Genomic DNA, 15,689 nt, shown 5'->3' on the forward strand with positions numbered 1-15,689 from the left:
ATTTTTGTTTACGGTGATGGGTGTTCCTTCCCATCGAAAAGTATTTGGAAGGTTCCGGGGCCTTTCAAATGGGGTAAACAATACCGCCTACTATCATACCAAATTTCACCCCTAAAAGTCAATAGATATGAAAAATATTTTTCTGAATTCCACTCTTTTTATCTCTACAAAACCTCGCTTTCGCGAGGCTCTTCTATTTATAAGATAAGGCACGTTTAAAGGTTTTCCAAGGACCTAGATCATCTGTTTGCAGAACGAGACTAGCATACATACGTCCGATAAATACAGTTGCCGTTACTGCAAAAGCAATCGTAATCGCAAGCGAAATCCAAGCTTCTAACCCATTTGCATAACCATTAATAGCTCTAAACGGCATGAAGAAAGTCGAAATAAAGGGAATATATGAACCAATCTTCAAGATGAGATTGTCACCAGCTGCACCTAGAGCTGTCACTCCAAAAAAACCACCTATAATCAAAATCATCAAAGGCGACAAGGCTTTTCCTGAGTCCTCAGGACGAGAAACCATAGAACCTAGGAAGGCTGCTAAAACAACGTACATAAAGAGGCTAACCAAGACAAACAATAAGGTGTTGAGCGAGAAAGCCTCTCCTATATGGTTTAAAATACCAGATTGTGCCAAGATTGGTAGGTCTTTAAAGAGAAGAATGGCAGCAAGTCCACCCACGACGTAAATGCCAATATGGGTCAAAATCACAAGAAGCAGAGCCAGCATGCGAGCGTAGAAATAATGACTAGCTCGGATACTAGAGAAGACCACCTCCATAATTTTGGTTCCTTTCTCGCTAGCCACTTCCTGAGCAGTGACACTAGCATAGGTAATCAAAATCATATAAAGGAAGAAACCAAGCCCTGCGGCCGCAAAGGTTTGAATCATTTTTTTATTTTCCTTGGATTCATCAATTTTCTCCGTAAAGTTAACTGTTTGTTCCAAGCGTTTTTCCTGTTCTTGTGACAAATTGGCTGCCGAACGATTGAGTTGATATTGCAGTTCGTTAAGCTTATTGGTTACTGCTAGCTTGATGCCTGTTTCAAGAGAAGTTTCACCATGATAGACGGCCTTGAGGACGCTGTCCTCTTGGTCAATGGTTAAGTAACCCTTGATTTTCTCATCTTTGATAGCAGCTTGGGCACTGGCTTCATCCTTATAATCAAAGTTGATACCATTGGTACCCTTGAGCCCATCTTCCACAGATGGCACAGTTGTTACCACTGCTATCTTACTATTCTTGGCCATAGAAGACCCTTGGAGATAGCCAATTCCTACAGATAAGGCTAAAAAGAGGAACGGCGAAATCACCATAAAGAAGAAACTCCACGATTTGACATGTCGAAGATAGGTTTCCTTGATTACAACCCACATATTTCTCATACTTCTACCCCTGATTCTAGTTTAAAGATTTCATCGATTGTTGGCGCTTGCTGATCAAAGGTTGCGATATATTGCCCTTGAGTCAAGATTGGGAAAAGTTCCCTTCCAGCGCTCTCATCCTCCAAGATCAATTTCCAACTGCCTTGTTTAGTCAAGCTCACCTGTTTAACATGAGGAAGATTTTCCAATTCTTCCTTGCTTCGTTCACTTGAAACAAAGAGACGCGTTTTCCCGTATTGATTGCGGACATCCTGAACTGGTCCATGCAAGACCACACGGCCATCTCGAATCATGAGAATATCGTCACAAAGCTCCTCGACATTGGTCATGACATGGTCAGAAAAGATAATGGTTGCCCCACGTTCTTTTTCTTGAAAAATGACTTGCTTGAGCAATTCTGTATTGACTGGGTCCAATCCACTGAAAGGCTCATCCAAGATAATCAAGTCTGGTTCATGAATCAGAGTAATGATGAGCTGAATCTTCTGCTGATTTCCTTTTGACAGACTCTTAATTTTATCTGTTAGCTTCCCTTTCACTTCCAACCTCTTCATCCATTGAGGGAGTTTTTCCTTGATTTCCTTAGCATCCATGCCCTTTAGAGTCGCCAAGTAGCGAACTTGTTCAAGGACTGTCAATTTAGGCATGAGACTGCGTTCTTCAGGCAGATAGCCAATCCGAGCGTAGGTCTCTTGACGAATATCCTGACCATCTAGACTAATTTCTCCTTGATATTCTAAAAACTTCAAAATACTATGGAAAATCGTTGTCTTCCCAGCACCATTTTTCCCGACTAGTCCCAAAATACGACCTGGTCGCGCTTGAAAGTCAATACCAAACAAAACTTGCTTGGATCCAAAACTTTTCTCTAGATTTCTTACTTCTAGCATCTTTCACCTCCGAAATGTCTTTCACTCATTATACTCTTTTTTGGTAGCCTTTACAATGATTTCTGTCCATTTTTATCATCCTCATTTTAGTAAAAAATCTTAGGGTACTTTGAGTTATGAGTACATTATACACTGGTAAACTCCAATTTATCTTCTCTGTTCCTCAACTGTCTATTTTTGATCCTGAATTGTTATTTGAAAAGAAAAAATCCACCCCGAAGGATGGATTGATACTTTAACGCACTTCTGCATTGACTTTTTCTTCGAGAGACGCTTGGATTTTTTCCATATAGCGTGCGACTTCTTCGTCCGTTAAGCTATCTTCCGGATTTTGGAAGGTAAAGCTATAAGCCATTGACTTCATACCAAGTCCCAATTTCTCACCTGAGAAGACGTCAAAGAGTTTAATATCTGTCAAACGTTTTACGCCTGCAGCTTGGATCGCGTCCACAACTTCTTGGTGAGTGACTTCTGCCTTGAGGAGAAGGGCAACGTCACGGCTGACTGCTGGGAATTTAGTAATTTCTACAAATGGATTAGCAGGTTGAAGCGCAGTTTCGATGGCTGAAAGGTTGAGCTCAGCTACATACGTTTCTGGAATATCGTAAGCCTTAGCAGTGACTGGATGCACTTGGCCAAGGAAACCAAGAACTTGGTCACCAAGTAAAATCACAGCTGTACGACCTGGGTGAAGACTAGCAATCTCAGCTGTTGCTGTATAGGTCACTTCTAGCCCCAAGCGAGTAAAGAGGGCTTCTAAGATTCCCTTAGCATAGAAGAAATCAACTGGTACTGCTGCTGTTTGGAAATCTTTTTCAGCAACCAAGCCTGTCAAGGCAAAGGCAAAGCTGTTGATTTCATTTGGAAGTTCTTCTTTTGGATTACCAGTTTGTTCAAAGACTTTTCCAATCTCGTAAAGTGCCAAGTTTTTGTTCTTACGAGCCACGTTATAGGCTACCGTATCAAGGATACCTGAGATCATATTTTGACGGAGGACTGAACGGTCTACAGTCATTGGCCACATGAGTTCCGTAAGGTTACTTGGTTGAGCTGTGAACTCAACAGCTTTTTCAGGAGTTGTCAGAGCGTAGGTAATGATTTCGGTCAAACCTGCTCCTTCAGCAATCGTACGAACTTGACGGCGAAGTTTTTGTGTTGCAGTCAATTCACCAGCTGTACCGTCATCTTTTGGAAGACTGGTTGGCAAGCGGTCATATCCATAGATACGAGCGATTTCTTCAAAGAGGTCTGCTTCGATGGTGATATCCCAACGACGACGTGGGACACTGACTGTAAATGATTCTGCATTTCCAGAAAGACCAAATCCAAGACGACGGAAGACATCTTCAACATCAGCGTATGAAAGATCTGTTCCAAGGACACGGTTGACGTCTGCAAGGGTAGAAGAAACTTCCACATCAGAAGTATCAAGCTCACCTGCTGAAACGATGCCATTACGCACCGTCGCACCAGCAAGTTCTGCAATCATGCTAGCCGCCGCATCAAGGGCTTCATTGACTGTTGCCACATTGATGCCTTTTTCAAAGCGAGAAGATGACTCAGAACGAAGATTCAAGCGACCGCTAGTTTTACGGATAGATTTGCCATTGAAGACTGCAGCTTCAAGGACGACACGACTAGATTTTTCCGAGATTTCTGTTGCTTGCCCACCCATGACACCTGCAAGGGCTACTGGTTTGTCTGCGACAGTGATGACTAAGTCATTCACATCCAAATCACGTTCTTCACCATCCAAGGTCACCAATTTTTCACCAGCACGCGCTTCACGCACACGGATGTCAGTTCCTTCAAAGGTATCCAAGTCAAAAGCATGCATTGGTTGACCAAAGTAGAGCAGAATGTAGTTGGTCACATCCACTACGTTATTGATTGGACGGATTCCTTCGTTCATGAGAAGGTTTTGCAACCATTGTGGACTTGGTGCGATAGTCACATTATCCAAGATACGAGCGGCATAGTAAGGCGCTTTGTCTGTCTCAATGCTGACAGAAAGGGCATCTGCCGCAGCTTCATTAGTTTCTGTTAGAGTAAATTCTTTAAAGTTGACTGCCTTATCATAAATAGCTGCCACTTCGTGAGCCACTCCACGCATAGAAAGGGCATCTGCACGGTTGGGTGTAATAGAAAGTTCGATGATTTCATCATCCAAGTCTAGATATGAGAAGACTTCCTCACCTGGAACGGCATTTTCTGGCAAGATTTGGATGCCATCTGCGAATTCCTTTGGCACAACTGAGTCAGAAATTCCCAATTCACCAAGTGAACAGATCATTCCAAGTGACTCAAGACCGCGGATTTTCCCTTTTTTGATCTTGTAATTGTCAGCGATGCGAGCTCCTGGAAGAGCCACCATAACCTTGATACCAGCACGCACATTCGGTGCACCACAGACGATTTGACGGGCTTCTTCTTCGCCAACGTTAACCTGACAAACATGGAGGTGAGTTTCTGGCACATCTTCGCAAGACAAGACCTCACCGACGACAATTTTTGAGAGACCAGCAGCAGGTGATTCGACACCTTCTACCTCGATCCCTGTAGTTGACATTTTTTCAGCCAACTCTTGTGATGGAACATCAATGTCCACCAATTCTTTTAACCATTTATAAGATACAAGCATAATTTAGTTCTCCAGAATGACAGTTGCCACTCTAGTTCTTTTCCTTTCCTATCATTTCAATAGAAGAATCATCTTCTTACCTTAATTTCTTTCTCAGTAACCAATCCGTATCTACTTTTTGACCAACCATAAAATGATGTTGGCTAAATTTTTCAAAACCATATCGATTATAAAACGCTTGAGCTTTTGTATTATGCTCCCAAACACCTAGCCAAGCCCAAGAAAAACTATTTTTTGTAGCAAGTTCAAGAGCGAATCCAAACAATTGCTTACCTAGTCCAAATCCTTGGAATTTTTGTAGCACATAGAGGCGTTGAATTTCAAAAGCATCCTCTAATTCTCTCTCAGTCTGAGCACTTCCCCAGTTGACTTTGAGAAAACCAGCTATCTCCTCTTCATGCATAATGAAATAGGTTTCGGATTCTGGATTTTCCAACTCAGTTGACAAAACTCTCAGACTATAAGACTCTTCAAAGTATTCCTGTAACTGCTCTTCCGTATTATCATGAGCAAATGTTTCACTAAAGGTTTGTTTGGCAATTTTGGACAACACCCCAACATCTGCCTTTTCTACTTTTCTAATCATTATTTAAACTGTTCTGAGAAGCGGACATCTCCTTGGTAGAATCCACGGATATCGTTGATTCCGTAACGGAGCATAGCTACACGCTCTTGACCAAGACCAAAGGCAAATCCAGAGTAAACTGTCGCATCGATACCACTCATTTCAAGGACACGTGGGTGAACCATACCGGCCCCCATAATTTCGATCCAACCTGTTTTCTTACATACGTTACAGCCTTCTCCACCACACTTGAAGCAAGAAACATCCACCTCAACAGATGGCTCTGTGAATGGGAAGTAGGATGGACGCAGACGGATTTGACGCTCTTCACCGAACATTTTTTGGACAATCAACTGCAGGGTTCCTTGAAGATCTGCCATAGAAATGTTCTTCCCAACAACCAAGCCTTCGATTTGGTGGAACTGGTGACTGTGAGTCGCATCGTCCGTATCACGACGGAACACACGCCCTGGCGAGATCATCTTCAAAGGACCTTTAGAAAAATCATGGGCATCCATAGCACGCGCCTGAACTGGAGACGTGTGGGTACGGAGCAAGATTTCTTCAGTGATATAGAAAGTATCCTGCATATCGCGAGCTGGGTGGTCTTTGGGAAGGTTCATACGCTCAAAGTTATAGTAGTCTTGCTCCACTTCAAAACCATCCACGACTTGGTAACCCATACCGATGAAGATATCTTCGATTTCTTCACTGGTTTGTGTGAGGACGTGGCGGTGACCAGTCGCAACTGGACGACCTGGAAGGGTCACATCGATACTCTCACTTGCTAATTGAGCTGCAACTTTCTTTTCTTCCAAAAGCTTAGCAGTTTCTTCAAAAGCTGCTGTCAAGACATCACGCGCTTCATTGACATGTTTCCCGATAATCGGACGCATCTCAGCAGAGACATCTTTCATCCCTTTGAGGATTTCAGTGAGCGATCCCTTTTTACCAAGGACAGAGACACGCAAATCTTGCATCTCTTTTTCATTTTCAGCAGTAATCTGCTTCAAGCTAGCCAGCGTTTCTTCACGAAGCGCTTTTAATTGTTCTTCAATAGTTGACATAATTCCTCCATCAGTCGCTCGTAGATAAAAAGAAAACCACATGCCAAAAACTCCACTCGGAGCGTTGACACGCGGTACCATCCGTTTTCATCTGACAAGTCAGACCTTCATTTCTAAATCCATGCGCAAGTGAATTCACCCAGCTTTCATATAAAGAGCTTGCAGTCACGGCTCTCCTCCCTGATATACTTCCCTTGAGTTACTAGTCTTGCAGATTTCTATTCAATTACTACATAGTTTATCAGATTTTGAGTTAAAAAACAAGTTAGATTAGACTAATTTCAATACAAAACTCGTTCCTTTTTCTGTTGCTCCATTTTCCACAAATCCAAGCGACTTGAAACAGCGCCTAGATACATGATTGTAAGTGTAGATTTCCTTGACTCTCAATTCTTTCCATCCTTTTATTCGAGCCAATTCAATCAAAGTACTTAGGATCTTTTTTCCAAGTCCTCGATGTTGGTAAGCGGGATTTCCAATCACAATGGGGAGATTGTCCTGAGATAGTGTAACATCCCCAATTGGAAACCATTCACCCTTCTCCTTGACTTCAATCCAAAAAAGCTCACCATGCTGATCCAAATAGGAATACATGGCTTCCAAAGTTTCTTGACTATAAGGAAGCTTCACCCCATCTACGAGGTGAACCAAGTTCACATCCTGATACCAAGCAAGAGCTTCTTCACAATGATTGACCTTATAATAAGGAACAAGACGCAGTGAATTATCTATTTGTAGGGTCTGTTTCATCTGCTTTCCTTTTCAACAAAAGAGTTGCTGCTTGATTAAAACCATCACACCAGTTATACCATTTTGCTTCATACTCATCTTGAGCTAAGATATGATTTTTTAAATCCAGAACAGAGTAAATTTTTCTTTCTTCGCAGGCTTGCGCATAGAGATGATATAGTTCATCACCACCATCTCTATCAAACTCAGCAGAAATCGTATCCCGACCTGCCAATAAAGCCTGATAAGCCCTGTGATGCCCATCTGTAATCAACAAGCAATCTCCAAAGGCAAGAATACTGATTGGATCGACTTGGATTCTTTCTGCCGACTGGTAAAGCATCTGAATATCTTGCAACTTCTTTTCTGATAAGTATAGTTGAGTCGGATGAAGATCTGCTATATTGACTTTCATTTCTTTCTCCTCAAGGGAATTTGATACTCACTTCTGCTTGCCTTTAAATCGCCATTGGAAGCGTAGCTTGTCATAGAAGGGAAACTCGATAAACAAGACTCCCAAGCCCACACAGAGACTGGCAAGAACGTCTGATGGATAATGAACTCCCAGATAGACCCTTGATACCAACACACTGACTAGGTAGAGGCCAAGGACGATTTGTACGATTTTTCTCCAGACCGAATCTTTAATCCGCTGACTAAGAATAACAATCAAAGTCCCTACCATCAGCGTCACAGCCAGAGAATGGCCACTTGGGAAAGAAAATCCCTTCTCCTCAACCAAGTGTAAAATAGCTGGTCGCGGGCGCTGGTAGATATTTTTAAAGGTCACGATTAAAAGTCCTGCCAAAGCCAGATTTCCCAGCATGAAGAAACTTTCTATCTTCCACCGATTACGATAAAAGACAAAAGCTGTAATGACAACCCAAGTGATAATCACTGGAATATCAATCAAGCGTGTGATGGCGCGGAAAAGAATAGTCAAATAATCTGGTAAGTCTCCTCGAACGGCAGTCTGTATCGGTTGGTCAAAACCGACCAGCGTTTCAGGGTAAAATTTGACCATGTAGCCAAGAATAACGAAAAGTAAAAGGGCAAAACTGCCCTTCATTAAAAATGTTTGTTTATCTCTCATAATGTTTTAAGGTTGGTTTCAAAAGGACGTACAACAACCAGAATGAAACGGAAAAGATTACACCCTCAATCAAGTTAAAAGGTAATACCATGGTCATTAGGTAGTTGGAAAGTCCCAAAATTTTTCCAATATCAAAGTTAGCAAACTTAGCGTACAAAGGAACAGCGTAAACATAGTTGAGAACCAACATAGCCACGGTTAAACCAATAGTCCCAGCTAGAGAGCCTAGTAGGAAACGAAGAGTTGTCCGTTCCTTTTTCCAAATCAAAGCAAATACGATGACAAAAACTCCCAAAGCTACGATATTCATCGGCAAACCAATGTAAGTATTCACTCCTTGACTATTAAGAAGCAATTTCAAGAGTGAGCGAAGCAAGAGAATTCCTAGAGCAGCAGGCAAATCCATGACCACCAGACCCACAAGGACTGGCAAGATACTAAATTCGATCTTGAGGAAGGACGCCGCTGGTAAAAGCGGAAAGTCAAAGTACATCAGCACAAATGAGATGGCTGATAAAATTGCAATGGTCGAAAGTCGACGTGTGTTTGTCATAACAGGTTCCTCCAATTTTCTATAAAATCAGAAGAAGTTAGAAAGGATTCCTCTATCTATTCTCACTTTTTATATCCCAAAAGTTCCCTCTCACTCTATCAAAGAAAATAAAAGCAAGCGGTTACAATCTAGCTATAAATCTATCAGAACAGACAAAGCTATTCTTTCGTCTTCTCCCATCCAGACTATACTGTCGGTTGTGGAATCTCACCACATCAGCTTGCGCTCGCGGACTTATTTGGCTAAGATATTTTAGATTTATCTAGGCGTCGCAGTCGAAGATAATACTTAAAGTATATCGAGACAAGACAACGACGAGAAAGCTAAAATAGCTAGTCAAATTTACCGCCGGTCGGGAATCACACCCTGCCCTGAAGACTCTTTTATCATAACAAAAAACGCTTGCAAGCGCAAGCATTTTGTTCATTTTCATTTTCATTTTTTATTTCAATTTATCTGCTTCATAGGTATGAACGAGCTCAAGACCTGCAAAGTTCTGCTGGCGGAGTGCTTCGTAGACAATCATGCAGACGGTATTAGACACATTGAGACTGCGGACATGTTCATCATTCATGGGAATACGGAGAGCTTTCTCAGGATGTTCTCGCATAAAGTTCTCAGGCAAGCCCTTGTCTTCACGTCCAAAAAGAAAATAATGGTCCTCGTCAGTCGATAAATCCACCTCAGAATAGACTTTTTCCGCGAATTTCGAAATCAGATAGAGTTTGCCCTGCATCTGAGACATGAAATCCTCCAAACTCTCGTAAAAATAAATCTCTAGTTTATCCCAATAATCCAATCCAGCTCGCTTCATCTTGCGGTCATCGATAGGAAAGCCCATGGGCTTGATGATGTGGAGAGGAGAATTGGTCGCAGCGCAAGTACGCGCGATATTGCCTGTATTTTGTGGAATTTGTGGTTCAAATAATACAATGTGATTTGTCATGACTTGCTTCCTTTCACCATTGCAAAAAAATAGCCACACTGCCCGGAGTCAAGCTCAGCAAACAGCGTGGTTAAGGCATCGTTAACTTACCTCACAACAGGTTTGAAGTAAATCAGCGAAACTACTTTCTTAGTATAACACTTTCAGAATCATTGTCAATAGAAACGACTTGATTTTTTCAATTTTTTCAAGCTATTTCCAAGGGTTGTAAAATCGTCCCTGATTCTGCAAGATAAGTAGTAAACTAGCTACTAAAAACAAGGCTGCCAAGAACAAGGTAAGATAGTCTCCTTTTTTCAAGGCCTGATAACTATACCATGTGCGTTTTTTCTCTTTTCCAAAGCGTCGAAGCTCCATGGCGGTCGCGATAGTATCAATGCGTTCTAGCGAACTGAAAATCAAGGGAGTAATAATGCGCAGATTGCCTTTGATTCGTTGCATAAGAGAAGCTTTCTTGGATAATTCCATCCCACGCGCTTCCTGAGACATCTTGATAGTAAAGAATTCTTCCTGCAAATCTGGAATATAGCGTAAGGTCAGGCTGACTGAATAGGCAATCTTGTAAGGCACACCAATTTGATTTAAACTGGAAGCAAACTGACTAGGGTGGGTTGTCATCAAAAAGATAATAGCCAGAGGAATAGTGCAAAGGTACTTAATGGCCAGATTTAGCAGATAAAAGAGCTCTTGACTGGTCAGAGTGTAGGAACCGATTCCCTGCCAAATCACACTTCTCTCTCCGTAAAGTCCAACCCCATACTCGGGAGAAAAGAGATAGACCATCAAAACGTTTAAAACAGCAAATACCGTCGCAAAAACTGCTACAAAGGAAACATCTTTAAAGCGGATTTCTGACAAATAGAGGAGAAAGACCGAAAAGATAGCAATCAGAACAAGCAGTCTGGTATCATAGCTAATCATGGCCGCCAATGACACGAGGATGAAAAAGAGAAGTTTTCCAGCTCCTGACAAGCGATGAATCACAGTATCTCTATGCTGGTAACCGATTAATTTAGCTTGCATTCTTCTCTCCTTTCTTTGTAAAATGCCGTTAAAGCAAGTGGATCCACATCTAGTTTTTTAGCCAAGTTGAAGATTGAAGTTTCTTTTAGATTGGCTTTTACTAACAGCTCAGGATTGCTCAACAGACTAGCTGGATCAGTATCGGCAATCAATTCCCCATCAACCATGACGAGGGCTCGATCTGAATAATCCAGCATCAATTGCATATCATGGGTAATCATGACAATGGTATGCCCTTTTTGATGCAGTTCTTCGAGAAATTCCATAATCTCAGTATAGTTCTTCTGGTCTTGACCTGCAGTTGGTTCATCTAGGAGGATAATTTCAGCTCCCAAGACCAAAATCGAGGCAATAGTCACACGTTTTTTCTGACCAAATGACAGGGCAGAAATAGGCCAATTACGGAATTCATAGAGACCACAGATTTTCAAGGTTTCATAGACTCTCGTTTCAATTTCCTTCTCATCCACACCTCGCAAACGAAGTCCCAGAGCCACCTCATCAAAAATCATATTGGTTGAAATCATTTGATTGGGATTTTGCAGCACATAGCCTACTCGTTCCGCCCGCTCTGCAACAGAATCTCCTTTGATATCCTGTTCTTCCCAAAGATAGCGCCCTTCCGTCTGGATAAAGCTGCTTATGGCCTTGGCTAGGGTTGACTTCCCTGCCCCATTTTTTCCGACAATGGCAATCTTTTCACCCTTTTTAATATCTAAATAAATGGATTTTAAAATCGGTCTATCATCATAAGAAAAAGACACGTTCTCTAATTTAAAGAGTGACTGCAATTCTGGGGGTTCTTTTACCAGTTCCGTCCGCAACTGAACCTGGCCTTTTGAGATAGACAAGTTGTCCAAATTTGCTAACTGTTCTTCCTTGTCTAAATCCACACCTAATTGACGGAGAGTGGTCAGATAAAGGGGTTCTCGAATTCCATTTTGAGTCAATAAATCAGTCGCCAGTAACTGGTCAGGGCACCCATTAAAGAGGATACGACCATCGTTTATCAAGACAATCCGATCCACAGGGCGATGCAGAACATCCTCTAAACGGTGCTCGATAATAAGAGTCGTCGTCCCCTCCTCCTTATGAATCTGATCAATCAATTCGATAATATCCTGACCTGACTTGGGATCTAGATTGGCGAGTGGCTCATCAAACAAAAGAATCGGACTCTCATCAATCAAGACACCAGCCAGACTGACTCGCTGCTTTTGTCCACCTGACAAATCCTGAGGACGCTGCGGCAGTAAAGGGAGAAGGTCCAGCTTTTCAGCCCATTTATGAACACGACTTTTCATGTCATCTAGAGCTGTCATGTCATTTTCCAGAGCAAAAGCCAAATCCTCTGCCACAGACAGGCCGATAAACTGACCATCTGTATCTTGCAAAACTGTGCTGACTAGATGAGATTTATCATAGATACTCATATCAAAGGCTGCTTGCCCCTTGATCAAAAATTCTCCAGACGTCTGACCCTTGTAAATATTGGGAATAATCCCATTCAAACACTGACCCAAGGTAGACTTGCCTGACCCAGATGGCCCAACAATTAAAACTTTCTCTCCCTTATAAATGGTCAAGTCCACTCCTTGCAAGGTCGGTTCTTGTTGCGTTTCATACTGGAAAGAGAAATCCTTCCACTCAATTATAGCTTCTTTCATCTTACTCTCTTCATTCGCTTCTTAGACTTCTATTTTATCATAAATCTACCCCTTCTTGCAGTCTCTTCTCTTAAAAACTTAGCGCCAACAAGATTCCTATCCTAAATTGCTTACCCGACTAGCCTATAAACAGCAAAAAGACTGGTTGCCCAGCCTTTTCCTTTATGTTAATCCTTTTTCAAACTTCCTGAACGAGTCTGCGTACGTGAATAAGCTAGCAAGAGAAGAGTACCTGCGATAGCTACAGTTACAGCATTAGCAATTCCCGCAACAATCCCTTGGGCAAATACTTTTTCTGCCGCTTCTTGATAAATCACAACATCTCCAAGTGGTGCCAAGACACCCCAAACAAGGGCATTTGCAAGTAGTTGAATGAGGTTAAAAATAAGAATATCTTTCCAGTCAAAGACACCATTGATCACGCGAACGTACTTTCTAAATAGCCCCACAGCTAGACCAAAGAGACCGCTAGCAATAATCCAAGTCCACCACAGACCGTAACCAGCAAGAGAGTCCTTGATTGCATGACCAATCAACCCGACAAGCAAACCGATAATCGGTCCAAAAATAATAGAAAGTAGCGCTTGTACCGCATACTGAAGCTGGATGCTTGTATTTGGAACAGGGGTCGGAATGTTGATCATCCCGATGACGACAAAGAGGGCAGCGCCAATTCCGACAGCAACAACTTGTTTAATTGTAAATTTGATTTCCATACTATTTATTCTCCTATTTTATCCTTCTATTTTCTTTATTTCAATGGTCCAAGATGAACCGACACCCACATTATAGGCCTTGGCAAAGGAACCTTGGTTGATAGCCAGACCTAAACGATAGAGAGAGTTGATGTAAAGGATGGGTTGCCCAATTCTCACATCCGCAAATGATTTGCCATAAACAACCTGATTTTGATAGACCAGCATATCAGCGTGATAGATGGTCACTTCAAAACGATCACCGAATGCTGGTTCCAGCTTGTAAAATTCTTCTCGTGTGATAGAGGTCCAAAGCGAGCCAAAACGCACATCTAGAATATCAATAGCTCCCTTTACCAGATGATCTTCAATGATGGTCTCTACGACTGGAAGTTCCACAATCTGATCTACACTGAGCTCTGGCCCCACTTCCTCAAAACTAATGTGACCACTGGCTAATTTAGCACCAGTATAGGCATAGACATCACGACCGTGGAAGGTATAAGAATGCTCTGTATTTTGACGTCTATTGGCCACTTCAGAAATCTCACGAATAGCTACAATGCCAACGTGTTTCTTGATAAAAGAAAGCGTCCCATTATCTGGTGTGACAATGTATTGATTTTTTGCAGTCTTGGCAACCACACTCTTGCGTTTCGAGCCGACACCTGGATCGACCACCGATACAAATGTCGTTCCCTCAGGCCAGTAATCCACTGTCTGAAAGAGACGATAGCTCCCCTCAAAAATATTATAAGGCGTGATATCGTGCGTCAAGTGATGAATTTTTAAGGTTGGAGACTCTTCTAAAGCCACTCCAATCATAGCCGATACCGCACCATCTACCAAACCAAAGTCTGATTGTAATACCAGTAAATTATTATTCATTTTATCTCCTTGTATATCCTTTATCATACCATATTTCAGAGAAAGGTGCTAATAGCTATTTCAATTGATTAGGGTATAGTTTTACCTTATAGCAAATTTCCTACTAAAAACTCTGGTGATTAGCTAGTAGGTGCATTTTTTCTTGAAAAAAGGTATGATAGTTACATAATGAAGAAGTAGGTTTTATTATGAAAATTATCCTTGTCGGAGGGGGAAAAGTTGGTTCTGCCCTCTGTCGCTCCTTGGTTGCAGAAAAGCATGATGTTTTACTGATTGAGCAAGACGAAGCTGTTCTCAATCATATTGTTAATCGCTTTGATATCATGGGTATCCTTGGTAACGGGGCCGATTTTACCATCCTTGAGCAAGCCAGTGTCCAGGATTGTGATATCTTTATCGCCCTGACTGAATACGATGAAGTGAACATGATTGCAGCCGTTCTAGCCAAAAAAATGGGAGCTAAAGAGACCATCGTTCGGGTGCGGAACCCTGAATATTCTAACTCTTATTTCAAGGAAAAGAATATTCTCGGTTTTTCTCTTATCGTTAACCCTGAACTCTTGGCTGCCCGCGCTATCGCGAATATCATTGACTTCCCCAACGCCCTATCTGTCGAACGTTTCTTTGGTGGACGGGTCAGCTTGATGGAATTCACTGTTAAATCCTCCAGTGGTCTTTGCCAAATGCCCATTTCTGATTTTCGGAAAAAATTTGGCAATGTCATTGTCTGTGCAATAGAAAGAGATCATCAAATTATCATCCCAAGTGGTGACATGACCATACAGGATAAAGATAGAATCTTTGTCACTGGTAACCGTGTTGATATGATGCTCTTCCATAATTATTTTAAATCTCGTGCCGTGAAGAGTCTTCTTATTGTTGGAGCCGGTAGAATTGCCTATTATCTACTAGGTATCCTCAAAGACAGTCGTATCGATACAAAAGTCATTGAAATCAATCCCGAAATCGCCAGCTTCTTTAGCGAGAAATTCCCAAATCTCTACATCGTTCAAGGAGATGGTACCGCAAAAGATATCCTGCTGGAAGAAAGTGCTCAAAACTATGATGCCGTTGCAACTCTAACAGGAGTCGATGAGGAAAATCTGATTACCTCTATGTTCCTTGACAGGGTAGGTGTACAGAAAAATATCACAAAGGTCAATCGTACCAGTCTCCTCGAGATTATCAATGCACCTGATTTTTCAAGCATCATCACACCTAAAAGCATTGCCGTAGACACGATTATGCACTTTATTCGTGGTCGGGTTAATGCCCAGTATTCAGACCTTCAGGCTATGCACCATCTAGCCAATGGCCAAATTGAAACCCTGCAATTCCATATCAAGGAAGCTAATAAGATGACTGCCAAACCTCTTTCTCAACTCAAACTGAAAAAAGGGGTTCTTATTGCAGCTATCATTCGAAAGGGCAAGACTATTTTCCCTACAGGGGAGGATATGCTGGAAGTCGGAGACAAGCTCCTAGTAACAACTTTGTTACCAAACATCACCAAGATTTATGACTTGATCGCGAGGTAAG

General features: G+C 41.9%; 15 protein-coding genes and 1 riboswitch. Of the genes, 1 reads left to right on the top strand and 14 read right to left on the bottom strand.

Translation table 11 applies throughout. The annotated features are described in order from the left end of the window. Positions 1-193: 193 nt before the first annotated feature. The 14 genes from B7703_RS00865 to B7703_RS00930 form a co-directional block, all read right to left on the bottom strand. Positions 194-1,393: an ABC transporter permease gene (locus B7703_RS00865; RefSeq protein WP_070528671.1), complete on the bottom strand. Its 1,200-nt coding sequence runs from the start codon at positions 1,391-1,393 to the stop codon at positions 194-196. Further along, entirely contained in the window at positions 1,390-2,283 is an 894-nt protein-coding gene (locus B7703_RS00870) for an ABC transporter ATP-binding protein (RefSeq protein ID WP_084861959.1), read from the bottom strand. The genes B7703_RS00865 and B7703_RS00870 overlap by 4 nt, the downstream gene beginning before the upstream one ends. 235 nt (positions 2,284-2,518) lie before the next feature. Then, complete coding sequence (pheT, locus tag B7703_RS00875; protein ID WP_084923245.1) at positions 2,519-4,924, bottom strand: phenylalanine--tRNA ligase subunit beta; 2,406 nt, start codon at positions 4,922-4,924, stop codon at positions 2,519-2,521. A 76-nt stretch (positions 4,925-5,000) separates the two neighbouring features. Then, positions 5,001-5,510, bottom strand: a complete 510-nt coding sequence (locus B7703_RS00880; RefSeq protein WP_084923248.1) for a GNAT family N-acetyltransferase — start codon at positions 5,508-5,510, stop codon at positions 5,001-5,003. Continuing rightward, a complete protein-coding gene (pheS, locus tag B7703_RS00885) occupies positions 5,510-6,556 on the bottom strand; it encodes a phenylalanine--tRNA ligase subunit alpha (protein WP_000103743.1) in 1,047 nt (348 codons plus the stop codon). The genes B7703_RS00880 and pheS overlap by 1 nt, the downstream gene beginning before the upstream one ends. Positions 6,557-6,826: 270 nt before the next feature. Next, positions 6,827-7,276: a GNAT family N-acetyltransferase gene (locus tag B7703_RS00890; protein WP_025171197.1), complete on the bottom strand. Its 450-nt coding sequence runs from the start codon at positions 7,274-7,276 to the stop codon at positions 6,827-6,829. A 4-nt stretch (positions 7,277-7,280) separates the two neighbouring features. Beyond that, positions 7,281-7,700, bottom strand: coding sequence for a chromosome partitioning protein ParB (locus B7703_RS00895; protein WP_084923249.1), 420 nt, complete (start codon positions 7,698-7,700; stop codon positions 7,281-7,283). Between the two features lie 27 nt (positions 7,701-7,727). Further along, on the bottom strand, positions 7,728-8,378 hold the full coding sequence (locus B7703_RS00900; protein WP_084923252.1) for a phosphatase PAP2 family protein: 651 nt from the start codon (positions 8,376-8,378) through the stop codon (positions 7,728-7,730). Next, positions 8,368-8,931, bottom strand: coding sequence for an ECF transporter S component (locus B7703_RS00905; protein ID WP_000185823.1), 564 nt, complete (start codon positions 8,929-8,931; stop codon positions 8,368-8,370). Before B7703_RS00905 ends, B7703_RS00900 begins: the two co-directional genes overlap by 11 nt. Positions 8,932-9,095: 164 nt before the next feature. Next, a riboswitch (FMN riboswitch) is annotated at positions 9,096-9,314 on the bottom strand. 59 nt (positions 9,315-9,373) lie between these two features. Continuing rightward, the gene (locus tag B7703_RS00910) at positions 9,374-9,877 is read right to left on the bottom strand and encodes a tRNA (cytidine(34)-2'-O)-methyltransferase (protein ID WP_024057252.1); all 504 of its coding nucleotides are present in this window, start codon (positions 9,875-9,877) and stop codon (positions 9,374-9,376) included. A 192-nt stretch (positions 9,878-10,069) separates the two neighbouring features. Beyond that, positions 10,070-10,900 carry an energy-coupling factor transporter transmembrane component T family protein gene (locus B7703_RS00915; RefSeq protein WP_084923254.1) on the bottom strand — a complete coding sequence of 277 codons (831 nt, stop codon included), beginning with the start codon at positions 10,898-10,900 and terminating at the stop codon, positions 10,070-10,072. Next, positions 10,885-12,567 (bottom strand): ABC transporter ATP-binding protein, encoded by a 1,683-nt coding sequence (locus tag B7703_RS00920; RefSeq protein ID WP_084923256.1) that lies wholly within the window; start codon positions 12,565-12,567, stop codon positions 10,885-10,887. Before B7703_RS00920 ends, B7703_RS00915 begins: the two co-directional genes overlap by 16 nt. 167 nt (positions 12,568-12,734) lie before the next feature. Further along, the gene (locus tag B7703_RS00925; RefSeq protein ID WP_084923258.1) at positions 12,735-13,283 is read right to left on the bottom strand and encodes an ECF-type riboflavin transporter substrate-binding protein; all 549 of its coding nucleotides are present in this window, start codon (positions 13,281-13,283) and stop codon (positions 12,735-12,737) included. Between the two features lie 18 nt (positions 13,284-13,301). Then, the gene (locus tag B7703_RS00930; RefSeq protein WP_031227981.1) at positions 13,302-14,150 is read right to left on the bottom strand and encodes an SAM hydrolase/SAM-dependent halogenase family protein; all 849 of its coding nucleotides are present in this window, start codon (positions 14,148-14,150) and stop codon (positions 13,302-13,304) included. Positions 14,151-14,338: 188 nt separating this feature from the next. Between B7703_RS00930 and trkA the strand changes: the two genes are divergently transcribed. Then, positions 14,339-15,688 (top strand): Trk system potassium transporter TrkA, encoded by a 1,350-nt coding sequence (gene trkA, locus B7703_RS00935; protein WP_000691701.1) that lies wholly within the window; start codon positions 14,339-14,341, stop codon positions 15,686-15,688. Position 15,689: the final 1 nt, after the last annotated feature.

The sequence above is a fragment of the Streptococcus mitis genome (genome assembly GCF_002096735.1).
Taxonomy (GTDB): domain Bacteria; phylum Bacillota; class Bacilli; order Lactobacillales; family Streptococcaceae; genus Streptococcus; species Streptococcus mitis_CZ.

Coding starts and splice junctions, on each gene's coding strand:
- pheT (WP_084923245.1), bottom strand. CDS start 4,924: ATGCTTGTATCTTATAAATGGTTAAAAGAATTGGTGGACATTGATGTT.
- B7703_RS00915 (WP_084923254.1), bottom strand. CDS start 10,900: ATGCAAGCTAAATTAATCGGTTACCAGCATAGAGATACTGTGATTCAT.
- B7703_RS00920 (WP_084923256.1), bottom strand. CDS start 12,567: ATGAAAGAAGCTATAATTGAGTGGAAGGATTTCTCTTTCCAGTATGAA.
- B7703_RS00905 (WP_000185823.1), bottom strand. CDS start 8,931: ATGACAAACACACGTCGACTTTCGACCATTGCAATTTTATCAGCCATC.
- B7703_RS00895 (WP_084923249.1), bottom strand. CDS start 7,700: ATGAAAGTCAATATAGCAGATCTTCATCCGACTCAACTATACTTATCA.
- B7703_RS00930 (WP_031227981.1), bottom strand. CDS start 14,150: ATGAATAATAATTTACTGGTATTACAATCAGACTTTGGTTTGGTAGAT.
- B7703_RS00925 (WP_084923258.1), bottom strand. CDS start 13,283: ATGGAAATCAAATTTACAATTAAACAAGTTGTTGCTGTCGGAATTGGC.
- B7703_RS00910 (WP_024057252.1), bottom strand. CDS start 9,877: ATGACAAATCACATTGTATTATTTGAACCACAAATTCCACAAAATACA.
- B7703_RS00870 (WP_084861959.1), bottom strand. CDS start 2,283: ATGCTAGAAGTAAGAAATCTAGAGAAAAGTTTTGGATCCAAGCAAGTT.
- trkA (WP_000691701.1), top strand. CDS start 14,339: ATGAAAATTATCCTTGTCGGAGGGGGAAAAGTTGGTTCTGCCCTCTGT.
- B7703_RS00865 (WP_070528671.1), bottom strand. CDS start 1,393: ATGAGAAATATGTGGGTTGTAATCAAGGAAACCTATCTTCGACATGTC.
- B7703_RS00900 (WP_084923252.1), bottom strand. CDS start 8,378: ATGAGAGATAAACAAACATTTTTAATGAAGGGCAGTTTTGCCCTTTTA.
- B7703_RS00880 (WP_084923248.1), bottom strand. CDS start 5,510: ATGATTAGAAAAGTAGAAAAGGCAGATGTTGGGGTGTTGTCCAAAATT.
- pheS (WP_000103743.1), bottom strand. CDS start 6,556: ATGTCAACTATTGAAGAACAATTAAAAGCGCTTCGTGAAGAAACGCTG.